Annotated in this window: 14 protein-coding genes; 6 read left to right on the top strand and 8 right to left on the bottom strand. The window is 61.9% G+C overall.

What is annotated here, in order from left to right:
* The first annotated feature begins 171 nt into the window (after positions 1–171).
* From OH491_RS02830 to OH491_RS02815, 4 genes are all read left to right on the top strand, one after another.
* Positions 172–1,665 carry a hypothetical protein gene (locus OH491_RS02830; protein ID WP_068769418.1) on the top strand — a complete coding sequence of 498 codons (1,494 nt, stop codon included), beginning with the start codon at positions 172–174 and terminating at the stop codon, positions 1,663–1,665.
* Between the two features lie 127 nt (positions 1,666–1,792).
* Positions 1,793–4,741 carry a WD40 repeat domain-containing protein gene (locus OH491_RS02825; RefSeq protein ID WP_068769419.1) on the top strand — a complete coding sequence of 983 codons (2,949 nt, stop codon included), beginning with the start codon at positions 1,793–1,795 and terminating at the stop codon, positions 4,739–4,741.
* Positions 4,742–4,750: 9 nt separating this feature from the next.
* On the top strand, positions 4,751–6,250 hold the full coding sequence (locus tag OH491_RS02820; protein ID WP_145928643.1) for a hypothetical protein: 1,500 nt from the start codon (positions 4,751–4,753) through the stop codon (positions 6,248–6,250).
* 71 nt (positions 6,251–6,321) lie between these two features.
* Entirely contained in the window at positions 6,322–9,591 is a 3,270-nt protein-coding gene (locus tag OH491_RS02815) for a WD40 repeat domain-containing protein (protein ID WP_342750849.1), read from the top strand.
* A 355-nt stretch (positions 9,592–9,946) separates the two neighbouring features.
* On the opposite strand, the gene purH is transcribed toward OH491_RS02815, so the two are convergent.
* A complete protein-coding gene (gene purH / locus OH491_RS02810) occupies positions 9,947–11,521 on the bottom strand; it encodes a bifunctional phosphoribosylaminoimidazolecarboxamide formyltransferase/IMP cyclohydrolase (RefSeq protein ID WP_068769423.1) in 1,575 nt (524 codons plus the stop codon).
* Positions 11,522–11,710: 189 nt separating this feature from the next.
* A complete protein-coding gene (locus OH491_RS02805; protein WP_068769424.1) occupies positions 11,711–13,492 on the bottom strand; it encodes an NADPH-dependent assimilatory sulfite reductase hemoprotein subunit in 1,782 nt (593 codons plus the stop codon).
* A gap of 252 nt (positions 13,493–13,744) precedes the next feature.
* Between OH491_RS02805 and OH491_RS02800 the strand changes: the two genes are divergently transcribed.
* Positions 13,745–14,527: a cytochrome c oxidase assembly protein gene (locus OH491_RS02800; protein WP_068769425.1), complete on the top strand. Its 783-nt coding sequence runs from the start codon at positions 13,745–13,747 to the stop codon at positions 14,525–14,527.
* A gap of 32 nt (positions 14,528–14,559) precedes the next feature.
* Here the strand turns inward: OH491_RS02800 and OH491_RS02795 are convergent, their stop codons facing one another.
* On the bottom strand, positions 14,560–15,549 hold the full coding sequence (locus OH491_RS02795; protein ID WP_334319160.1) for a L,D-transpeptidase: 990 nt from the start codon (positions 15,547–15,549) through the stop codon (positions 14,560–14,562).
* Between the two features lie 143 nt (positions 15,550–15,692).
* Between OH491_RS02795 and OH491_RS02790 the strand changes: the two genes are divergently transcribed.
* On the top strand, positions 15,693–17,276 hold the full coding sequence (locus tag OH491_RS02790) for a glucose-6-phosphate isomerase (RefSeq protein WP_068769427.1): 1,584 nt from the start codon (positions 15,693–15,695) through the stop codon (positions 17,274–17,276).
* A gap of 195 nt (positions 17,277–17,471) precedes the next feature.
* Here the strand turns inward: OH491_RS02790 and OH491_RS02785 are convergent, their stop codons facing one another.
* The 5 genes from OH491_RS02785 to OH491_RS02765 all read right to left on the bottom strand — a co-directional run bounded on the left by OH491_RS02785 (position 17,472) and on the right by OH491_RS02765 (position 24,183).
* Positions 17,472–18,482: a glycoside hydrolase family 43 protein gene (locus tag OH491_RS02785; protein ID WP_084441966.1), complete on the bottom strand. Its 1,011-nt coding sequence runs from the start codon at positions 18,480–18,482 to the stop codon at positions 17,472–17,474.
* 104 nt (positions 18,483–18,586) lie between these two features.
* Positions 18,587–19,549: an ABC transporter ATP-binding protein gene (locus OH491_RS02780; protein WP_068769428.1), complete on the bottom strand. Its 963-nt coding sequence runs from the start codon at positions 19,547–19,549 to the stop codon at positions 18,587–18,589.
* Positions 19,550–19,768: 219 nt separating this feature from the next.
* A complete protein-coding gene (locus tag OH491_RS02775; protein ID WP_068769429.1) occupies positions 19,769–20,785 on the bottom strand; it encodes an ABC transporter ATP-binding protein in 1,017 nt (338 codons plus the stop codon).
* A gap of 210 nt (positions 20,786–20,995) precedes the next feature.
* Positions 20,996–23,074, bottom strand: coding sequence for an extracellular solute-binding protein (locus tag OH491_RS02770; RefSeq protein ID WP_068769430.1), 2,079 nt, complete (start codon positions 23,072–23,074; stop codon positions 20,996–20,998).
* Positions 23,075–23,103: 29 nt separating this feature from the next.
* Entirely contained in the window at positions 23,104–24,183 is a 1,080-nt protein-coding gene (locus OH491_RS02765; RefSeq protein WP_068769431.1) for an ABC transporter permease subunit, read from the bottom strand.
* Positions 24,184–24,283: the final 100 nt, after the last annotated feature.

Here is a 24,283-nt window from a genome sequence, read left to right as displayed (position 1 = left end):
GCGATTTATAGAATGGGAAGGTGGCGGCAGGGCGTTCCTCCGCCGCCGATTTGGTCAGGGAAAACGGTTCCGCGGATAAGACACCCGATCATATTAAATTAAGGTAACTTGCGAAAACGGGGATCTGATGGCAAAATTATAGGCCAGCTTCAACCCGAATGAGTTCTCCCCATGCACCCGCCGCGGTTCCTTTCGATCATTCCCCTGCTCGCCGCCTTGCTCGCGGCGTGTTTTTTGCCGGAATGCGTCAGAATCCCGGAAAGGCACGCCCAAATCGCCATGACCGGCGGGGATTACGCGAAAGCAATGATGACCGTGCCGCTGCTGGACGATCAGGCGCCGCCCGCCGATGTGGCCGCCAGCGCCGGCACCCGCCGTGAGGCGGCGGGCACGCCGACCGCCGCTTCTCAATTGCCCGCCTTGTCCGCGCGGGAGGCCGTCGTGTCGGAGCCCGCCCGGCTCGCTGTGGCGCGTGCGCTGGATGACCAGGCGGAACCGGAGAAAAGTGCGCGGGACAACAAAGACGCGGATGACCGCCGTGAAGCCCCCGGAAGACTCCCCGACCGCCCCGCGCCGGCTTATGTCGCAAAAAATCCCAAAAACGAGCCCATGCGGCCGGCCGCGTTGGAAAAACCAGGCGATCAGGGATTGTCCACGAAGATCGTCTGGAATAACAAAAGCGGGGATGCGCCCATGGCGGCCTTGAAAAAACGGCATGACCCGCGAGTGCCGGCCGGCATCGCAGGCGCCGGGGAAAGCATGAAGGCCGATTATGATACCCGCTATATTGATAATGCTATTCGAACAGCCGCGCTGGAGAAAATAACCGACCAGGCGATTCTCGCCGGCATGGCGATGCATGACAAAAACAAGGACATCGCATGGGCGGCCTTGAAGAAACTGCACGACCCGCAGGTGCTGGCCGCGCTCGTCCGCCCCGGGAACAGCGCCGAGGCCCGCCTGTGGGCGGCCTGGCGGCTGGCCGACAGGGAGTTGCTGGACGGGATCGCCAGGCGCGACACCGAGGAACGCGTCCGCAATGCCGCGTCCGCCAGGCTGGCCGGGGCGCAAAAAAACGCCGCGCGCGCGGATCTGGCGGATTTGATAAGGGAGGGAAAGGTGCTGGCCCGCATAGGGGGCGGTGATATTCAGCATTTATATATAAGCCTCAAAAAAATGACGCCATGGCCGCTGGAAGTCCTCATCCCCGCCGGGACTTATTTTGTCTGTGACAACCCGGAGGCGCAAGACATGGTCTCGACGGAAGATGTGCCTGTCGTATTGGAGGAAGCCGACTATTGGAATCCGCGCATCCCCGTCGCCTGCGCGAGCCGGCCGAAAAAAATCCCCGAAGCGACCGATGTCTTTTCCATCGGCAGCCTGCCGGACGACGCGGAGCTGAAATGCCTCATGACGGTTTTGAAAGGAAAAGATGCTCCCTACGCGACCAAGCAGGCCGCCATCTGGATTGTGACCGACAATGCGGGCTACGACGACCTGGGCTCCCTGCAAACATCCCGCGACGGCCGCGTTCTCAGGACCATAACCGAGATCGAGGCCGCCGAGGCGATGCAACTGTGCGTGGAAGCCGGGATTGATATTAAAAAGAAAAACATCTGGAACGACCGCGTGAAAATCTTCGCAGGACTTCCGGAGGGACATTGAAGAGCTGGCTTGAAGATTTTTCCAAATCCTGATGAATTATGTAAAAATGTTGTTTATTATAAGTTCTCCGAGTGACCAGTGTCAGCATTCCCGCCAACCCAATTTTCACCCCAATCCAATCTTTTCCATGCCTCCCGCACGCTATTTTCCGATAACCCCGCTCCTTGTCGCCCTGCTCGCGGCGTTTCTGCTGCCCGGCTGTTCCAAGACACCCGAGGACCACGCCCGCATCGCAAAGAACGGGAGCGGGGATTACTCCGAACAAAAACGCCTGGCCTCCGTGCGCGCACTGGCGGCGGCAAACGAGCAGACGTTGCTCGCCGACGTGGCCGCGAACGCCGCCGATGCGAACACGCAGGGCGCGGCGCTGGACAAATTGACCGACGAGCGGCTGCTGGCCGATGTCATCAAGGACATCGAGCATCGGAGTGACTCGATTGTCACCGCCGCGCGAATGGAAAAGATCACCGACCCGCAATTGCTGGCGTCGCTCGCCCGAGAGGCGCGTTCCTTGAATGTGCGTGTCACGGCGGCAATCACGCTGGGCGACCAGGCTTTGCTGGCGGACATAGCGCGGAATGGAGCGGATGGCCTCATCCGCAAAAGAGCCATCGAAAATCTGGCCGACCCGGCGCTCGCCGACATCGCAGTCAACGAGCGCGAGCAGTTCGTGCGCGTGGCGGCTGCGCGCAGGGTGACCGACCAAGCCTTGCTTGCCAGTCTCGCGCAAAACGAAAAGGCCGACAAACTCGTCCGTGCCGAGGCGGGTTTGCGATTGGACGACCAGCGGATTTTGGCGGCGATTGCCAAGGCCGGAGGCAAGGACGCCGAGGAGCGAAGCGTCCTTGAGCCGCTTCGTCTCAAGGCGCTGGAACGGCTCACCGACCAGCGCGCGCTTGCCGACATCGCCAAAAACGTCGCCGGCGAAATAACCTTCGAGTCGCGGAAAGACGACCAGCGGATTTTAGAGGCGACGCTGGAGCGCATCAGCGATCAGGCCGCGCTCGCCGACATTGCGATGAGCGCCCATCCGACTTTTGCCTTTCCCGTCGTGTTGGAAAAAATCACCGACCAGGAGGCGCTCGTCCGTCTTTTAAAAAACAACCAGGCCAACGATGAAATCGTGAAGAAATTGACCGACCAGAAATTGCTGGCCGAGATAGCCGGAGGGGATGACTTCGAGCATGTGCGCATGGAGGCGGCCAACAGGCTGACCGACCCGCAGGCGCTGTTTGGCCTCGCGAGGCGCGGCAAGGACGAGGGCATCGCGCTGGCGGCTGTCAAAAAAATCGCCGATCCGCAAATGCTGGCCGAAATCGCTGGTGACGAGAACGCTAGCACCAACGCCCGGCTGTGGGCCTTGTGGCGCGTGGCCGACCGCACGTTGCTCGCAAAAATTGCAAAGGACACCGCGGACGAGCGCGTGCGCAATGCCGCGTCTGAAAAACTGTCCGGCGCAACGCCGGGGACAACGCCGCAAACCATCGCTGATTTGATAAAAAACGGAAAGCTTCTGGCCGAGATAGGCGGCAGCGACATTCAGAGGATATATGTTCACTTGCAAAAAATCGTCCCGTCTTCGCTGGAAATCCTCATCCCCGCCGGGACGTATTTTGTATGCGACAATCCGAATGCGCAAAACATGGTCTCGACCGAGGATGTTCGCATCACGCTGGCGGAGTCGCAAACGAAGACAGGGGCGAACGCCATTCCCGTCGCCTGCGCCAACAGGCCGAAGGATATCCCCGGCGGCAGCGACCACTTCACCATCGGCAGCCTGCCGAACGGGGACGAGCTGGCAAAACTCATGGCGTTTTTAAAAGGGAAAAACACCGCTTTCGCAGTCAAACAAGCCGCCGTCTGGATACTCACCGACGACGCCGACTACGAGGACCTCGGCAAACTCATAGTGAGGACAACCAGGATTGGCGACAGTCGCTTTTCTCCAATCTCCGAGCGGAGGATGATTCAAGAACCCGAGGCCGCCGCCGCGATGCGCCTTTGCGCCGATGCCGGCATTGATATTAAAAAGAAAAACATCTGGAGCAACGCGGTTCATATTTACAGGGAGCTTGGGGCGGGGGAGTTGAAACACTGGCTGAAGGAATCCGCCGGCATCGGCACACTCCCCGCGCACACGATTCTCGTTGATGCGTTGTTTATCAGCAACGACGGGAAACTGCTGGTGTCGTCCGCTGTCGCGGCGGAAACGAAATTGTGGCGCCTGCCCGAAGGCGCGCATATGAAAACACTGCGCGGCGAGCATTGCCTCGCCCTTAGTCCCGGCGGGAAATGGCTGCTCACCGCCGACGACAACCATAAAATCAAACTCCGACACCTGCCGGACGGAAAACTTGTCATGAGCGCGCCCTTTGAAAGCGAGCCGGGCACGCTGCCCGACACCGTGGACTCCGCCGTTTTCAGCCCCGATGAACGCTATTTCGTCACCGGCGATCATCGCGGGAACATCCAGTTCTGGAGCCTGCCGCACGGGCATCGGATGCCGATGCGGCAAACGCACGGCGACCGCGTGAGCGCCCTCTCCATCACTCCCGACGGGCGTTTGCTGGCATCGGGAGGCGACGATGGATTTATCAAACTCTGGAGCCTGCCAGAGTGCGCGACCGTCAAGACGCTGGAGTTGGAGCGCCGCGGCAAACTGGCGTCGGTGGATTATCTGGCGTGCAGCGCGGACGGAAAGCTGCTGGTGTCGGGCTGCGAGAATACCGTAAGACTCTGGAGCTTGCCCGACGGCGTGCCCGCCAACGCACTGGACAAATATAGGACGGGAAAGCGACGGGAATTCTCAGTCAGCCCCAATGGAAAATGGTTGTTCGCAGCCAGCGACGAACGCCCGGAAGGGTCGGAAATGAAAAAATATCCCGAGTGGAAACCACCGGCCCTGTGGCATCTGCCGGAAGGTCGACTCGCGGTGCGGCCCGACGCCATCGGCGAAGTGTGGGCTTCAACCTTTTCGCCCGACAACAAACTGCTGCTGACGGGCGACGGCGACGGAAATATAAAACTCTGGAGTCTCCCCGATGGCAAACTCATCAAAACGCTGGATGGCGAGTAGCGGTTTGCCATGAAAACAACCCGCCACTCAAAAAACGACGCCCGCCAGCCGGAAGTCAGTGCAACCCGCGGGGTGGAACACAGGGCTCCGGCTTGGAAAGCCCCGGTCATCTTCCTGGCATTGGCCGCCCTTTGCCTGTTGCCAGCCGGATGCCTCAAGAACGAAAAACACGAAAAATACATGTCGGCGCGGCGCGAGATGGAGCAGGCGGAGAAACCCTCCCCGTCCAATGAGGACACGGTGATAACGTTTGAACGGAAACAAAAACACTACGCATATGCGGAAAAACTGTTTGGGGAACTGGGTGATTACAAAGATTCGATAGATTTGTATAAGGAGGCTGCCTACCGCTCGGGAATCGCATATGCCGGGAGAAACGATTTTGCAAAAAGCGATCTCGAGCGGGCATACAGGCAGTTCCTGAAGGCCGGAAACTATAAGGACGCCGCCGGCAGGGCGCTGGAGGTGTCGCTTGCCATCACAGACAAATTGCTCCGCGGCAATTCCCACAATCTCCTCGCGGGTTTTTTCGGGAAACTGGACGCCGCGCACAAGGGCGGAAACGCTGCGATGATTCAACAATACGCGTTGGAAAAAATCGAAAAACTGCTGGGAAAGGAATCCGATGCCCTGGATTTGTTAAGTGACAGCGAGCGAAATTATCTGCGGGAAATCCTCGAAAGAAAGTCATTGCCCGATGAGATAAACAAAGCGTTTTATGACAGCATTTTGAGCGGGAATATCAAATCCATGCTGAAGGCCCGGATGAACCTGCTGGAAATCATCAAAAATGACGCGCCCCCCATGCCTGAAAACATAAGGGAAAAACTTTATGGCGAGGTGTCGCGCCAACTCGCCGACAGGCATTTTTGGAGGGCGAACAATTCCACCCACTTGCAGGAAAACGCCATGCGAATCCTTGGTTTGATCGGGGATTACAAGGATGCAGGAGACTTGCGCCGGCGGATCGAGAATGCTTGGAAAACCCCGGTGATAAAGGCGGAGGACTGGCCGGCGCAATCGGCGAAGGCGGGCGCGCACCCGCGGCCCCGCACGATCTGCGTGGTCGTGTCGCACGACGGCAAGGACGGCTTCGTCTCCAGCCGCTTCCAGGAACTCTGCGAGGAAATCAAGCACCGGAGCGCCGGCAGCGTGTTTATGACGGACGATGCCGGGAATGCGTCCGCAATCCTGCACTGCAAAATCGGGCATTCATTTTGGAGCGCCTTTCAGTATTCCGGGGGAACCACCGGTGATTATTATCATACAAGCCTTGCCGTGGAGCTGCGCTCAACCGACGGCGGCGTTTTATATACGACGACACGCGAAAAAAAGTGGGACGCCCCGCTGAAAGAAATAGGAGGATATTTTGCGGGCATGCCCGGTTCGAGCGCACAAGGGCATGTCAACGTATGCGCCCATGTTGATATGGATGCATCCCTTTATGCCGGGCTGCTGAAGGCGCTGGAGGCGGCTCGGTGCACCGGCGCACAGACAACCCCGGAGTGATTTTTCCAACGCCGCGCCCGCGAGTATTTTTCAACCGTCACACCCGTCCAACACACCAACACAACCCTGCCATGAAGCCATGCCGTCGTTTCCCCAATAATATCATCACTCTGTTCCTCGCCGCCGTGCTCGCGGCGTTTGTTTTTCCGTTTTTGCCCGGGTGCTCGAAGACGCACAGGGCGCAGGCGCGCGTTGCCAAGGACGACGGCGCGAGCATTGAGAAACGCATGGAGTCCGTGGAGACGCTGGCGGCGGCAGGCGAGCAGGCGCTGCTCACCGATGTGGCCGCGAGCACCGGCGATCCGCGGGTGCGGCATGCCGCGATTGAGAAAATCTCCGACGAGCAGTTTCTGGCGAAAGCGCTTAAAAACATGCGCGGTGGCGAGGTGGAGCTGCTGGATCAGGTGATGCGAGACGGCCCAACCTCGCGATCGCAGGAGGCCATGCGAAACATCAGCGGCATGGACACGAAAACCATCGAGGCCGCGCTGGAAAAAATAACCGACCCGCAATTGCTGGCGGATCTGGCCCGGCACGCCGCGTCCCTGACTGTTCGTATGAGTGTGGTGGTCAAAACCGGTGACCAGGCCGCGCTGGCGGCCCTTGCGCGGGACAACTCACTGGGGATTCCATTTCGCCAGGCGATAGTCGGGGAACTCACCGATCAGGCCGTGCTCGCGGACATTGCGAAAAACGCCGCGGACTCCCTCATCCGCGAGGCGGCGGCGGGCAAACTCACCGACCAGACGGTGCTCTTGGGCATTGTTCAAAACACCACCCCCAGGCAAGCCGCCATCCGCAAAGTGGCGGCCGAGAGGCTCACCGATCAGACCGCGCTGGCGGCCATCGCCCAAAACACCACGGAGGATTTCACCATTCGCAGGGTGGCAATCGGCAAGCTCACCGATCAGACAATACTCACGGCCATCGCCCAAGACGCCGCCGGGGATTCCGCCCTTCGCAAGGCGGCGGTTGGCAGGCTCACCGATCAGGCAATGCTGGCAACGATTGTGAAGGATGCCAAAAACGATTTTGAAATCCGCGAGCAGGCCGTGCAGGTGCTCACCGACCAAGGCACACTCGCCGAAATTGTCATGGCTGGCTCCGGCTCCTCTCCAGACAACGAGGAACACACTCTCGTGCTCCGCGCGGTGGAAAGCATGACCGACCAGGCGCGGCTCGCCGCCTTCGCCGAGGATGATAAACTCTTTTTAATCCGCGACACCATCGTCGGCAAACTGACCGACCAGAAGCTGCTCGAAAAATTCGCCACGGACGCCAGCGAAATGCAGTCCGTGCGTTACGCGGCGGTGCAAAACCTGATCGACACGCGCGTGCTCGCCGGCATCGCCAAGACCGACGAGGATGGCGAAGTGCGCAAACTGGCACTGTCCAAACTTCCCAAGCACGAGCAGTCATTGCTGGTCGATATTATCAAAAACGCCGGCAGTGCCGAAAGCGCGCAAGCGGCTGTCGGGGCATTGCAAAAACTCGACGACCAGCGGCTGCTTGCCGACGTCGCCGCGACCGCGACGCTCCGCATAATCCGCGAAGAGGCGATTGACAAAATAACCGACCAGACGGTGCTCGCCGCCCTCGCGCGCCACGACGGCGCGGATGTCCGCCTGCTCGCGCTCTGGCGACTGGCGGACAAGGCATTGCTGGCGGATATTGCCAAAAACGATGCGGACGGCCGCGTCCGACAAGTCGCCGCCTCCAAGCTGTCCACCGCGCCCGTCGCTCCCGCCACGCCCGCTGCGCGCGCGGAAAAAACCATAACGGATTTGATAAAGGAGGGCAAAGTGGCGGTTGCCGTAAGAGGCAGCTCCATCAGCAAATTGTTCGTCACGCTGAAACGGATGATGCCGTATCCGCTGGAAGTGCTGATTCCCGCCGGCACGTATTTTGTATGCGACAACAGTGCGGCGCAAAACATGGTCTCGACGGAAGCTGTCCGCGTCGGGCTGCGCCAAGCCGCGCAGACCGTCAGCGTCCCCGTCGCCTGCGCGAACAAACCGAAGGACATTCCCGCGGCGCACGACAGTTTTGTCATTGGAATCCCGAAAAACGCGGACGAGCTGCCCAGACTCATGGCGGTTTTGGGAAAGAAAAACGTCCCCTATTACACAAAGCAGGCGGCTGTCTGGATTGCCACCGACAACGCCAGCTACAGCGGCCTTGATGCGCTTCGCTCCGTGTCGCAATACACGCCCCGCATCCCCGGTGTCGCCTACGGCACGCGCGCGATCAACGAGCCCGAGGCGGCGGAGGCGATTCGGTTGTGTGACGGGGCCGGTATTGACATCAAGACAAAAGCCATCTGGCGCGACTGCGAAAAAATCCTCGCGGGATTGAAGGCGGGCGAATTGAAAAACTGGTTGAAAAAATTCTCCGGCCTCGCCGCGCCCGCGCACAAGGAAGGCGTCGTCGCGCTGGCCATCAGCGGCGACGGGAAACTGCTGGCGTCCGGCGATGACAGCGGCGAAATAAAACTCTGGAGCCTGCCGGACGGCGCGTTTGTAAGGGCGCTGGAGGCGCACGACGACAACGTGGACTGCCTCGCCATCAGCCCCGACGGCGAGTGGCTGTTGTCACGGGGCAACGATAACAGTTATATGAAACTGTGGCATTTGCCGGACGGCAAACTCGCCAAGAACGAAAGCGTCAAAAAACAGGACGGCGACGAGCATTTCCCCTTCGCCAGAGTTTATGCCGCGGCCTTCAGCCCCGATGGTAAATGGTTCGTCACAGCAGATGATGATGGTTTCATAAAATTGTGGAGCCTGCCCGGCTGCACCTTGACAAAAACATTGGAGCGGCAGGTGACGGCAAAAGGAGGCAGGCCGTTATATACGTATGCGCTTGCCCTTAGTCCCGACGGCGACCTGCTGGCCGCCGAAGGCGAGAAGAATATCATAAAGCTCTGGAGCCTGCCGGACGGCAAACTCATCAAAACGCTGGAGGGACACCGCAAGTTCCTGCGTTTTGCGACCATCAGCACGGATGGAAAGCGGCTGGTCTCGGGAAGCGACGACAATGTTGTGATAGTATGGAGCCTGCCCGAGGGCGCGCTCCTCAAAACCGTCGAAAGACGCCAGACATGGAATGCCGCCGTCAGTCCTGACGGCAGCATACTGGCGGCCATCCTGCTGCCCGCCGAAGCGGGTCTCTGGCATCTCCCGAACGGCGACTCCATGGCAAAGCTTGCCGCGCTCACCAGCATGACGCGCTCCGCCATCACCCCCGACAACAAACTGCTGGTGACCAGTGATAGCAACGGAAACATAAAACTCTGGAGCCTGCCCGACGGCAAACTCATCAAAACGTTGGAGAGCGAATAACCGCCGCCGCTTCCCGTTCGCATAATAAAACATGCACGAAAAAGGCCAGGGCGCGGCACCGAAAAACGCAAGGAGGCGATATAGTATTTCCCCTCAGCCTTCGCCCAAATGGTAGGGCGAGGCGTCCCGCCGAGCCGCGGCTCAGCCGGAGGCTTCGCCCTACCGGCGCTGCCGCGCCACTGTTAATAAAAACACTATAACATTCGCGGATATCAAATTAAACTGCGGCCGATGCTTGAAATGGAGGGACGACCTCCGTGTCATCCCTCTGCGCCGAAGCGGATGACACGGAGGTTGTCCCTCCATGTTATACATCCGGAGCGGCGCGGATGCTGTCGCCCCGGGCAGGGCGGCTTCAGTGTTTGAAATGCCGGATGCCGGTGAAGACCATGGCCATGCCGCGCTCGTCGGCGGCGGCGATGACTTCGGCGTCGCGCACGGAGCCGCCGGGTTGGATGGCCGAGGTCGCGCCGGCGTCGGCGGCCGCGATGAGGCCGTCGGCAAAGGGGAACAGCGCCTCGCTCACCACCACCGAGCCGCGCAGGTCAAGCTTGGCCTCGCCCGCCTTCCAGACCGCGATGCGCGAGCTGTCCACGCGCGCCATCTGGCCCGCGCCGATGCCGAGCGTCTGCTCGCCGCGGCAGTAAACGATGGCGTTTGACTTGACGTGCTTGCAGACACGCCAGCCGAACAGCATCGAGGCCCATTCCTCCGCGTTGGGCTGGCGCTTGGTCACGACCTTGAAGTCGGCCTGTTTGCCGAGAAGCGTGTTGCGGTCCTGGACGAGGAAGCCGCCGACAACGGAACGAACGTCGAGGAGCGAGTCGGCGCCGGGGCCCGCCTTGGCGATCATGAGGCGGAGGTTTTTCTTTTTGGCAAAGATCGCGAGCGCGTCGTCGCTGAAGCGCGGGGCGATGATGACCTCGGTGAAGATTTCCTTGATGCGCTCCGCGAGGCCGGCGTCGAGCGTGCGGTTGACCACAATGATGCCGCCGAAGGGAGCCTGGCGGTCGGTGGCGAGCGCGTTTTCCCAGGCATCGACCAGCGTCGCGGCGCTGGCGACGCCGCAGGGGTTGGTGTGCTTGAGGATGGCCACGGTGGGGCGCTCGAACTCGCCGATGAGGTAGGTGGCCGAGGTGATGTCGAGGATATTGTTATAGGAAAGTTCCTTGCCTTGGAGCTGCTGGAAATGGTCGTGGAAGGTGCCGTAGAGCGCGGCGTGCTGGTGCGGGTTTTCGCCGTAGCGAAGGGACTGGGCCTTTTTGCAGGTGAGCGTGAGGGTGGCGGGGAGGCCGGCGATGGCGTCGAGGTCGGGGGTGTCGCCAGTGGCGGCGGCGCTCTGCTTTTCCAGATAGGCGGCGATGGCGGCGTCGTAGCCGGCGGTGCGCTGGAAGACCTTGAGCGCGAGCTTGCGGCGGAGCGCGGCGAGCGCCGCGGGGGCGGCGGCGGATTGGTCGAGGGCGGCGAGCACGGAGTCGTAGTCGGCGGGATCGCAGACCACGGTGACGCTTTCGTGATTCTTGGCCGCGCTGCGCAGCATGGAGGGACCGCCGATGTCGATGTTTTCGATGGCTTCCTCGAAGGCGACGCCGGGCTTCGCGACGGTTTGCTCGAAGGGGTAAAGATTGACCACCACAAGGTCGATCATGGCGATGCCGTTGGCCTGCGCCTGGGCAAGGTGGCCGGGCTTGTCGCGGCGGCAGAGGAGGCCGCCGTGGATTTTGGGGTGAAGGGTTTTCACGCGGCCTTCCATGATTTCGGGGAAGCCGGTGTGCTGGCTGACCTCGGTGACAGGCAGGCCTTTTTCGGCCAGAAGTTTGGCGGTGCCGCCGGTGGAAAGGAGGCGGAAGCCGTGGCGTTGCACGAGGGCCGTCGCAAACTCGACGAGGCCGGATTTGTCACTCACGGAGAGGAGGGCGAGCTTTTCCATAAGCCGGCCATCTTGGAGCCGGGCGGAAACAGGTGGCAAGTCAATCGTGCGACGGGGTGGGGTGGGGGACAGGGGGGCCAATAGTGAATATCCCCTCTTTCCTCTTTCTCTTTCCTCTTTCTCTTCCGTCTGGAGGCGGTCAGGGAGAAAGAGGAAAGAGAAAGAATAAAGAGGAAAGATAACGATGAATCACACGGTCGCGGTGGTCGCGGATGGGGTTTCGCCGTTGGCCGTGTTTTCCGTTTCAGCCTTTTTTTCGGCAAGCACGGTGCGCTGGCAAAAATCGCCAAACTCCTCTCCCTCGCCCCGCTCGCGGGCGTAGCGGTGCAGGATGGGCGTGAGAATCTCCACGCCTTCCTCCAGCGAAACCGACGGGGCGTAAAGCGTGTTGAGGCGCGAGCCGTCGAGTTTCGCGCCAAGGAACAGCGCGTATTTGTTCGGCGCGCGGCCGACGAAGGCGATTTCGCCGATGTAGGGGCGGGCGCAGCCGTTCGGGCAGCCGGTCATGCGGATGCTGATGGCATCGCGGCGCAGGCCGGCGGCATCGAGCACGATTTCGAGCTTGTCGAGCAGGCCGGGCAGGGCGCGTTCGCTTTCGGCCAGCGCGAGGCCGCAGGTCGGAAGCGCGACGCAGGACAGCGCGTTGAGGCGCAGGCCGCTGACTTGGTGCGTTTCATTGAGGCCGTGCTTTTGCAGGATGGCCTCGATGCGCGGGCGCTGCTCGTCGGTGATGCCGGAGATGCTGAGGTTCTGCGACGGCGTGAGGCGGAAGTCGCCGGTGTGGATTTGCGCGATTTCCCGCAGCGCCGCGCGCATGGGCCAGCCGGGCGTGTCCTTGATGCGGCCGGAAAGGATAAACAGCAGATGGAACCACGTGCCGTCGGCGGCGCGGTGCCAGCCGTATTCGTCGGAGATGGTGGTGAACCGGAAGGGACGCGCGGGCTCGAACGCGAAACCCGCACGGCGCTCGACCTCGGCCTTGAACCAGGCGATGCCGCGGTCGGCGATGGTGTATTTCAGGCGCGCGTGCTTGCGATTCGTGCGGTCGCCGTAATCGCGCTGCGTGGTGATGGCAGCGAAGCCGAGCGCGTTGACCTTGTCGGGCGTGACGAAGCCGATGAGATCGCCAAGGCGCGGGTAGGTCTCGGCATTGCCGTGGCTCATGCCCATGCCGCCGCCGGCGGTGACATTGAAGCCGGCCAGTTCGCCGTTTTCAACCACCGCGATGAAGCCCAGATCCTGGGAAAAGACATCGACGTCGTTCGAGGGCGGCACGGCGAAGCCGACCTTGAATTTGCGCGGCAGGTAGGTCGGGCCATACATCGGCTCGACCTCGGGGGCAGGAGCGGCGGGAGACTCGGGCTTCGGCTCGCCGCCCGCGACGAGTTCCTCGTCGAGCCAGATTTCGTGGTAGGCGCGGCTCTTGGGCAGCGCAAATTCGCTAAAACCCTTCGCGAGCTCATACACGCGCTGGTGGACGGCGGAACGCTCGGGATTGGGCGGCGCCATGACGTTGCGGTTCACGTCGCCGCAAGCCGCGATGGAATCGAGCCAGACTTGGTGCAAACCCTGCACGAGCTTCTTCAAGTCGCCCTTCGCCACGCCGTGAAACTGAAACGTCTGCCGCGTGGTCAGGCGCAGGCTCGGGCTGGCCAGTTCCTCGCCGAGCCGGTCGATTTTCAGGTATTGCTCGGGCGTGCAGCGTCCGCCGGGAAGCCGCACGCGCAGCATGAAACCGTAGGCCTTCTCCTGCTTCAACTTCGCGCGTTCGCGCCGCTGGTCGCGGTCGTCCTGGATGTAGAGGCCGTGAAACTTGGTGAGCTGCGAGTTTTCCTCGCCGATGGCGCCGGTTGACGTGTCGGCAACCTCCTGCGCGATGGTGCCGCGCAGGAAATTCGAGCGGGCTTTGATGCCCTCGTTGGCGCTGAGAGGTTTGGGTGCGGCCGGGGCCGCAACAGGATCGGTACTCATGTAAAACAAAATGATAGACAACCTAAGGGGATAAAAACGGCAAGATTAAATCTGTTTGTTGGGTAATTTAGTAATAATTGAAATAATGACACTCTCATTCCTGTCCGCTCCAGGCGCATCCGTATGGCACGACGTTTTTTGCCTGTGCCCCCATCAGGAAAAGGCATCCGGACTTTTGTTTTATGTTTTTTTGCCTGCCAGCGAATTTGTTGCGCCTTGTTCGTCAGCCTTTGCCGGACATGCTTTCTGGCGATGATCGACTGGCGGCACTGGCACAACGAACCCCATCTCGTCGGCGGACTGATTTTGCTCGGCTGGCTTTACGCCGTCCTCACCGGTCCGTTGCGTCCGCGCATCGCTCCCGCCGACACGCCGTCGTATCCCAAGAAAAACGCGCTTTGGTTCTACTCCGCATTGCTTGTCTTCTATCTCGCCGTGGGCTCGCCGCTCGACCAGGTCGGCGAACGCTTCCTGCTCAGCGCGCACATGGTGCAGCACCAGCTCCTGATCTACGTGGCGGCACCGCTCTTCCTTGCCGGCATTCCGCCCTGGCTCGCGCAACCCGTCACGGCGCGTCCGGCGCTGCGCCCGCTGCTGCGCGTGATCCTGCACCCGGTGGTTTGCGGCATCGTGTTTGTGCTCACGCTCTCGCTCTGGCATGCGCCGTTTTTTTATGAGGCCGCGCTGCAAAACAAAACCGTCCACATCATTGAGCACGTGATGTTTTTCGGCGCCGCGCTGTTTTACTGGCGCCCGGTGCTCTCGCCCTCGCCGGAGTTTCCGCCGCTGCGTCCCGGGCTGCGGATCCTCTACCTCGTGGCTGTGACCATCGCGATGACGCCGGTGTTTGCCTTCATCGCGTTCTCCGGGGATGTCCTGTATCCGACATACGAATACGCGCCCCGCCTGTTCGCCCTGCTTTCGCCAAAGGAGGACCAGCTCCTGGCCGCCGGCATCATGAAACTCGGCGACATGGCCGTGGTCGTGCTGCTGTCCGGCGTCGCCTTCTGGCGCTGGTGCCGCGAGGCTGCGTGATGCCGGCCGCCGCCCGCGAGGTTTTGCGCGCTCTACTCCAGCACCTCCACCGGCATTCCCACCCAGGCCAGTTCGAGCAACAGCCGGGCGTCGGGGTTCGCCAGCCGGAAACAGCCATGCGACTCCGTGCGCCCCACTTTTTCCGGCTCGGGCGCGCCGTGGATGCCATAGCCCGGACGATCGAGCCCGATCCATGCCACCCCCACGGGATTGTTCGGCCCCGGCGCGAGAATCAGTTTTTGCCCCAGTTCCCTTGCCTCCGCCGACTCGGGAAAGTTGTCCGGGGCGAAAGTATAATCGGGGTCCGGGATCACCACCGTCACCTTTAGCGATCCCAGCGGACGCTTCTCCACATAACGGGCGATGCTCACCGGAAAATGCGCGAGGACGCGCCCGTCCTCGTCCAGCGCCTGCAACATCCGCTCCCCGATAAAAACCAGCACCCGCGCCGCCCGCGCGTCCGGCGGCGGCGCCTCGCGCGTCACGTCCGGCAATGTCACCCACGCGCCCTCGCCGACGCGCGCCCAATCAATGCCGGGATTCAACTCTCGCACCAACGCCGGATGCGCGTGCGACTCCTCGGCAAACATTTCCAGGATGCTTTCGTGGGCCAGCGCGCGCTGCCGCGACTTGCCGAGCCAAGTCGATGCCAGCGGTTGCAACCGCGCCAAGTCCGCCGCCGTCACCTCGCGCTGCGCAAAATCCGGCCCGCGCAACGCCAGCGCCTCCGCCGTCGCGTTGTCCAGCACGCCGTTTGCACGCAACCCCTCGTGCGCCTGAAACACCCGCAACGCCGCCCGCGTCTGCGGACCGGCCTTCCCGTCGATCGACCCGCACGAGAACCCGCGCCGTGTCAGCGCGATCTGCGCTTCCAGCCATGTCCTCGCCGGACGCCCCTCCTCCGCCGCCGCGCCTGTCGCGCCGCCCGCACCCGCGGTCTCCCGCGCCGTCGCGCGGTCCTCCTGGCCGCGCAATGCGCCCGACCACAGCAACAGCAGCAACAACCAGATTGTCCGCGACATGGCCATTTTGAAAAACGTTTTCCCATAACGCCCGGCTCGCGTCTGCCTGACGAGGAAAATCTCCGCCGCGCGCCAAATCCGCCTCGCCCCCGGCGCGCATTTCCGCCAAAACACCCGGCTCGCGCTCCCGAGCGCTTTCCACCATGAGCAACAATACCTGGCAACGCTTCAAAAAATACTTCCTCCACAACGCCACCCTCGGCCTCTCGCTCGACATCAGCCGCATGCCCTTCCCGGATGATTTTCTCGCGAAAATGGAGCCCGCCGCGCAACGCGCCTTCGCCGACATGGCCGCGCTCGAAAAAGGCGCCATCGCGAACCCCGACGAAAAGCGCATGGTCGGCCACTATTGGCTGCGCAACGCCACCCTCGCGCCCACCCCCGAACTCCGCGACGCCATCGTGACCACGCTCGCCTCCATCAAGGACTTCGCCGCCAAGGTCCACTCCGGCGCCATCGCCGCGCCCGGCGGCGCGAAATTCACCCAGCTCCTCGTCGTCGGCATCGGCGGCTCCGCGCTCGGCCCGCAACTCGTCAACCACGCGCTCGGCCGGCCCGGCGCGGACAAAATGACCATCCACTTCTTCGACAACACCGACCCCGACGGCATCGACTACGTCCTCGCCGCGCTCGCCGGCAAACTCGTCGAAACCCTCGTCGTCGTCATCTCCAAGTCCGGCGGCACCGTCGAGACCCGCAACGGCCAGATCGAGGCCGCCGCCGCCTTCCGCGCCGCCGGGCTCGATTACACGAAACACTTCGTCGCCGTCACCGGCGCGGACTCCAAGCTCGACAAGACCGCCGTCGCCGACCGCTGGCTGGCCCGCTTCCCCATGTGGGACTGGGTGGGGGGGCGCACTTCCGAACTCTGCGCCGTCGGCCTCCTTCCCGCCGCGCTCCAAGGCATCGACATCCAGGCCATGCTCGACGGCGCCGCCGCGATGGATGCGGTGACGCGCCAGCCCGTCACCGCGCGGAACCCCGCCGCGCTCCTCGCCCTCATGTGGCACCACGCGACCCGCGGACGCGGCGAAAAGGACATGGTCATTCTTCCTTACAAAGACCGCCTCCTCCTCTTCTCGCGCTACCTCCAGCAACTCGTCATGGAGTCGCTGGGCAAGGAACTCGACCTCCAGGGCCACGTCGTCAACCAAGGCATCGCCGTTTACGGCAACAAGGGCTCGACCGACCAGCACGCCTACGTGCAGCAACTCCGCGAAGGCGTGAACAACTTCTTCGTCACCTTCATCGAAGTGCTCAAGGATCGCTCCGCCGCGGCCTCCCTCGAAGTCGAGCCCGGCATCACCGCCGGCGACTACCTGCAAGGCTTCTACCTCGGCACGCGCGACGCGCTCAGCGAGAAGGACCGCCCGTCCATCACCCTCACCGTGCCCGATGTCTCGCCGCGCACGCTCGGCATGCTCATCGCGCTCTACGAGCGCGCCACCGGACTCTACGCCTCGCTGGTCGGCATCAACGCCTATCACCAGCCCGGCGTCGAGGCGGGCAAGAAAGCCGCGGGCGGCGTGATCGCGCTGAAACAAAAACTCACCGCCGCGCTTGCCGCCGCGCCCGGCAAACCTTTCACGGCCGAATCCCTCGCCGCGCAGGCCGGCGGCTCGCCCGAACTCGCCTTCAAGATACTCGAACACCTTGCGGCCAACGGCGCGGTGAAGAAAAACGCCGCCGCCAGCGGCAACATCTTCGAGGCGACCTACTCGGCCTGATCCGAACGGGAAACTGCCCGTATTCGCATCATGCCAGTTTCCAGTCGGTTATAGATTTATTAAGGTAGGGCGAAGCCTCCGGCTGAGCCGCGGCTCGGCGGGGACGCCTCGCCCTACCTGAAATATAAATTTCGTTCGGAGATGGTATAAAATCCCCTTTTCCGGTCATTCAAAACAAGCGGGGAAACGCTTTTTCTACGCGCCAATCCGCTTTCCCACGCGCAGCGAGTCGCCCTCCTCCTCGATTTCAAAAATCACGGCGCGCTCGTAGCGCGTTTTGTTCGGCGTGTGCAAAATCAGCATCAGTTTTCCGTCGCCGAACCGTCGGAACATCATCGCGTGTCCGCCGTCGTCCGCGAAAATCGGCCGCGGCTCCTGGCGCCACGGGCCCGCGAGTTTTCCCGAGTCCGACACGGCATAGCCCGTCGTATAGCCCTCCGCGCCGCCTGTTGACCAGAGCATGAGCAGTTTTCCCGACGCCGTGCGGTGCAGCCAGGGACCGTCGGTCACATGGCAGCCGTATTCGGCGGATTTTTTGCTCCACGCAGCGTCGCTCCCGTTGAACAACCGCCTCGGCTCGCCGACCGTCGTGGAAAGGTCGTCCGATAATCGCACATACTCCACCGTGCCGTCCTTGATCTGCACCCACTCGTGGCAAAACACCATGTGGGGCGCACCATCCTCGACCCAGAGCGTGCCGTCGAGCGTCATCATGTCGGGGGGCAGCGTGGACCGGTCAGGCGTTTCCCCGAACGCGCGAAACGGCCCCTCCGGCGAATCCGCCACGAGCACCTGCGAGCCGCGTTTCACGCGGGGCAGCCAGTCGCGCCACTGCTCGCAAAGTGGCGTGTCGGTGTCGAACGTGAGGAACAGGTAGTATTTTCCGCGGTATTCGTGCAACTCCGGCGCCCAGATTCCTTTTTGCGCCCAGAAGCCCTCCGGAATCTCAAACACCACGCGCGGCCCCGTCCAGTTGACGAGATCCTTGCTTGTGTAGTGCACGACGGCGGGCCGGCCGCCCGGCCCGCGCCGCCCCGTGGAGCTGACGAGATGGTAGGTTTGCGTCCTTGCGTCGGCATACACGCAGCAATCGCGCAGCCGCACGTCGGCGAGGCGGACACTCGCGGGCGCCGGGCCGTCGGCAAGGCACGCGCATGAGGCGAGGAAAGTGAAAAGGACGAGGCCGGAAAGAAGCGGTGTTTTCATCGCGCGCACGTTATTGTCGGCATCGACGCGGGGACAAGCCGGGCGGATGCCTTACGGTTTGATACAGCAATCACCGCCCGAAAGGCGCGCGCGGCTCCCTGGCATCAGAGGTCGTAATGACAGGAGACGAGATGCCTCCCGGCAGCCGGGCGGAGCGAGGGGACCTCGACGCGGCAGCGGTCGGTGGCGTAAGGGCAGCGGGGATGAAAGGGGCAGCCGGACGGCGGATTGATCGGGCTGGGAACATCGCCTTTCAGGACAATGCGGCTGCTCTTGCGGCGCGGATCGGGCTCGGGAATCGCGGAAATGAGGGCGCGCGTATAGGGATGCCGCGGACTGCGATAGATTTCATCGGCATCCGCCTGCTCGACGATGCGGCCGAGATACATCACGGCAATGCGGTCGCTGACGTGCTTCACCACCGCGAGGTCGTGCGCGATGAAAAGATAGGAGAGCGAGAGTTCGCGCTGGAGGTCGAGAAGGAGGTTGAGCACCTGGCTCTGGATGGAGACGTCGAGCGCGGAGACGGGTTCGTCGCAGATGACGAGCTTGGGATTGAGCGCGATGGAGCGGGCGATGCCGATGCGCTGGCGCTGGCCGCCGGAAAACTCGAAGGGGAAACGGTCGGCCGCCGACTTGGGCAGGCCGACGCGGTCGAGGAGTTCGCTCACGCGGCGGCGGCGCTCGTCGGGCGAGCCCAGTTTGTGGATGATGAAGGGCTCCTCAAGGATGTTGCCGACGGAGTGGCGGGAATTGAGCGACTCGGCGGGGTCCTGAAAAATCATCTGCACGTGGCGGCGCACGGGCTTGAGTTCGCGGCGCGAGAGCGTGGCTAGATCGCGGTCCTCGAATTCGATTTTGCCGGCGGTGGGCTCGATGAGGCGGACGATGGTTTTGCCGGTGGTGGATTTGCCGCAGCCGGATTCCCCGACGAGGCCGAGCGTCTCGCCGGAATTGATGGTGAGATCGACGCCGTCAACGGCTTTCACCGCGCCCTTGGCGGTGAGAAAGACCCCGCCACGGATGGGAAAGTGCACTTTGAGATTCTGGACGGAGAGGAGAGGCACGAGGGGAAATGTGGAATTCGGATTGCGGAATGCGGAATGAGAGGTGCTGCCGCGCCGATGGAGCGGACGGAAGGGCAGGGAGGGGACTTATGTCATTTGCGAATGTATAAACGTCATTAGTGGTAGGGCGAGGCGTCCCGCCGAGCCGTTGACGGTTCGCGGCTCGGCGGGACGCCTCGCCTTACCTGGGGAGCCAAGGTTGGTTGTTCATAAATGATGTCATTGCTTGGGATTTGGCGCGGGCGGCAGCCCGCGCCAGTGGTGGCAGGCGACGGTGTGCCCGGGTTCGACGGTTTCGAGGGCGGGTTGCTGTTTCTCGCAAAGCTCGGTGCGATACGGGCACCGGTTTTGGAAACGGCAGCCCGGCGGAAGCTCGAGGAGGCCGGGGACCATGCCCTCGATGGTTTTGAGGCGGCTTTTGCGCGGGTTGTCCAGGCGCGGGATGGAGTCGAGCAGCCCGCGGGTGTAGGGATGGCTGGGGCGGTCGAAGATTTGTTCGACGGCGCCGGTCTCGGCGATCTTGCCGGCATACATGACGATGACGTCCTGGCAGGTCTCGGCGATGACGCCGAGGTCGTGCGTGATGAGCATGATGGACATGCCAAATTCACGCTGGAGATCGCGCATGAGTTCCAGGATTTGCGCCTGGATGGTGACGTCGAGCGCGGTGGTGGGCTCGTCGGCGATGACGAGGTCGGGGTGGTTGGCAAGGGCCATCGCGATGACGACGCGCTGGCGCATGCCGCCGGAGAGTTGGTGGGGATATTCGCCGGCGCGGATCTCGGGCGAGGGAATGCCGACCTTGGCGAGCATTTCGATGGAGCGGCGGAGCGCGTCGCGCTTGCTCATGCCGGGGTTGTGGAGGAGGAAGACTTCGCCGAGCTGGCGTCCGATGCGGTGGACGGGGTTCAGCGCGGTCATGGGCTCCTGAAAAATGAAGCCGATGCGTGCGCCGCGGATTTTCATGAGGCGGTCGGGCGGGGCGACGGTGAGGTTTTCGCCTTTGAAGCGCACTTCGCCGCCGAGGATTTTCCCCATGGGCTGCGGGAGCAGGCGGACGATGGAGAGGGCGGTGACGGACTTGCCGCAACCGGACTCGCCGACGATGCCGAGGGTGGCGCCTTTGCGGACGCTGAAGCTGATGCCGTCCACCGCGACGACACGGCCCGCGTCGGTGTCGAAGCCGGTGACAAGGTCGCGGACTTCGAGAAGATTTTCGTTGGCGGTGGCGGTCATGAGAAATGCTGGCCCGCAGAATGCACGGACATTTTTTTGTTTTTAACCGCAGATAAACGCGGATATTAAAACAATGATTTTTTTAGACAGAATGGACAGAATTGTATGAAATCAACAGAATGAGGCTTGGTTATATCAGATTCATTTTGTTCATTGTTTATCATTCTGTTCATTCTGTCTAAAAAAGATATTTTGGGACGGCGTCGGGTTTTATTCCTTGGGTTTGTATTGATCGAAGATGCGAATCTGCGGCGGGAGTTTTTCGCCGGCTTTGCGGGCGTCGCGGGTTTGCTCTTTCACGTCCTCGTCGATCCAAGAGAGGAAAAACTGGCCGGGGGCATCGGCGATGCGGACGTTGCCGTGCTCCGGGATTTGTATCCATCGCCAGGAGGCGGAACGGAAAAAGGGTATCACGAAACCGGGGACAAAGGAGGCGTCGTCGTGGAGGATTTCCTCCATCTTGAAGGCCATGCGTTTCATGTCGTCCGCGCTTTCGGAGCGGTCGTAGGTTTCGATGAGCTTGTCGAGTTCGGGAATGGCGACGCAGCAGAGGTTGTTGGTCTGGGTCTTGGGTTTGCGCCCGGGGGAGGGCGTTTTGCCGTCGTCGAGGTAGGGTTTGTCGTAGGCGTTGACGGAGTGCCAGGTTTCCCAGTAGCGCGGATACATCTCGGGGCTGACGCCGAAGGCGGAAAAATGGATGTCATGCTTTTTCTCCTGCACTTTTTTCCACGAGGCCGAGCCGTCGAGGACTTCGAGGCGGAATTCGAGCCCGCAGCGGAGCGCCTCCTGCTTGAGGATGGTGAGGACGTCCTTGAGCGATTCGTAGCCGGTGGAAAGGGTGAAGCTGAGGCGCTCTCCCTTTGCGTTTTTCAACACGCCGTCGGCGTCGGCCTGCGTGAAGCCAGCGCGGGCAAAGGCTTCGCGGGCGCGGGCGATGTCGTAGGGCCGGGAGCGGAGGGCGGGGTGGGTGAACTCGCCGTAGCCGTCGGAGGTGGTCTGCATGCGCGTCCAGTCGCCGCGCGCGAATTTTTCGATGACGAGCTGCCAGTTCGATGCGTGGTTGATGCCGATGCGGACGTCGCGGTTGTCGAGGAGGGGCTTGGAGGAGTTGATCCAGAGCCCGTAGGTCGGGCGCGGCGTGTCGTTGTAGAAGGTGGTTTTCGTGATGTAACCGTCCTGGACCTCGGGCGCGGCATCGGGGAGTTTGTCGTAATTATATTCGGCGAGATTCATATTAAAGGAATCGAGCTCGCCTTTTCGGAATACCTCGAACGCCTTGGCGATATCGGAGATGACGGTGAAGCGGATGCGGTCGGGATTGAAACGATACCGCCAGAATTTTTTGTCCCTGGCCCACCAGTCCTGCACGCGGGTGAGGGTGATGGACTGGCCTTTCTTGATGTCCTCGGGCCGGACGGTGTAGGCGCCGGTCGTGGGGGCGATGCGCCATTGGTAGCGCTGGGGGAAGTCGGGGCCGATTTCTTTGTAGAACTCGGCGGACATGGGCGAAAATTCGAGGACGCGGCTGCTGAAATCGGGGCGCACCTCGGGCACCTGGAAGGCGAAGGTGTGGTCGTCGTAGACGGCGAGGCCGGAAAAATTGGTGGAGTAGAAATTATTATACCAGGGTTGCTGGATGTGCGCGGAGAGCATGAAGTAGAAGGTGAAGGCGATGTCGGCGGCGGTGACGGTGACGCCGTCGGACCAGCGGGCATCGGGATCGAGGCGCACGTAAACGGTTTTGTTTTTCTTGTCGAAGGCCCACGCCGCCGCGAGGCCGGGAAAGTAATGAAAACCGTTGGGACCGATGCTGGTGTCGTCGGGATGGCGGTGGGCGAGGCTGACCTGCACGTCGTCCAGCAGGTAGGGGCGAAAGGCGCCGTTGGCGTCGGGCCCGATGATGCGGGTGGTCAGGGGAAAGGACGGGATGTAAGAGTAGAGCGTGCCGCCTTTCTTGGCGCGCGGGTCGGAAAACTCGGGGAGATCGGAGCCGTCTTCCCACGGGAGATTAGCGGGCAGGTCGGCGGGGGTTTTATACTGGAGGAAAAGCGGCAGCGCGGCGGTCTTTTCCTTGTATTCGGCCAGGGTGATTTTTTTCCCCATGAGCTGGCTGTATAAATCCGGCTCGTATTTGTAGTATTTGAAAAACGCTTCTTTCTCGGCAGTGCTGTCCTGCGCGGGAAGATCGTCGGACTTCGCGCCGCCGCAACCGGAAAGGAAGAGCGCGGCGAGCGCGAGGACGGCGGCGGGGAGCAATGAGTGCGGTTGGAGGAGGCGCGATGCGGTCATGGCGACGTTGGTTGGTTTTGGTTGTATGGTTATTTGTAGAGCGTGAATTTGCGAGGGTCGAAGGCTTCGCGGACGGCCTCGCCGATAAAGGTGACAAGGGTGAGCACGACGACAAGCGAGCTGAACGCGGAAACGACAATCCACGGCGCGGTGGTGAGCGTTTGCGTGCCCTGCTTGAGGAGTTCGCCCATGCTGGGCGTGGGCGGCGGGAAGCCGAAGCCGAGGAAGTCGAGCGCGGTGATGGAAGTGACCGCGCCCACGACGGTGAAGGGCACGAAGGTGACGATGGTGGAGATGGTGTTGGGAAGGATGTGGCTGAAAATGATGCGACCGGTGTCCGCGCCGAGCACGATGGCGGCGGCGGTGTAATCGCGGGCCTTTTCCTTGTACGTGGCGGTGCGCATGTAGTAGGTCATGCCGGTCCACGAGAAGGCGACCAGCACGAGAAGGAGAATGGCAATGCGCATCTGCATCCCGGTGCTGTCGGGAATGACAGAGGCGATGATGATGACGGTGTAGAGAAACGGGATGTTGGACCAGATCTCGATCAGGCGCTGCCCGAAGAGGTCCACGCCGCCGCCGAAGTAGCCCATCGCGCAGCCGATGGCGATGCCGATGAGGTAGGTGCAGAAGACAAAGGCCAGCGCGAAGAGCATCGCGATGCGAAAGGCGTAGAAGAGGCGCGCGAAGATGTCGCGGCCGGTAGTGTCGGTGCCGAGCAGGTGCCCCTCGGGACCGCCGAGCCAGGAGGGCGGGGCGGGCTTGAAGACGCCCTCGTAAGGGGAGTTTTCGTATTCGTTGAACGCGCAGAGCGGCGGCATGAGCAGCCAGTTTTTGTTGCCGGGGTCGGCGCGGTAGCGTTCGCGGAGTTCGCGGTAGTTGGTCTCGTAACTGTAATCGAGGCCGAAGGCGGTGCCGGGAATGATGGCGCCGTAGGCGGGGAAATACCACTTGCCGTCATGGCGGACGACCAGGGCGCGGCTGTTGACGAGCAGTTCGCCGAAGAGCGACACCACGAGCAGAAACGCCAGCAGCAAAAACGACCAGTAACCACGCCTGATGGAGCGGAATCGCCTGAGCTTTTTGACGGTGAGCGGATTGAGGCGCATGGGGAAATTACGATTTACGAATTACGATTGCGGAGCTGCCGCTCCGTATCGCATCCCCATGTCACATCACATCCGGCGCGGCAGCGCCCTGAATCGTCAA

This window comes from Termitidicoccus mucosus, assembly GCF_038725785.1.
Taxonomy (GTDB): domain Bacteria; phylum Verrucomicrobiota; class Verrucomicrobiia; order Opitutales; family Opitutaceae; genus Termitidicoccus; species Termitidicoccus mucosus.
The sequence above is the reverse complement of the archived record's forward strand: the minus strand, read 5'-3'. Positions and strand labels throughout refer to the sequence as shown.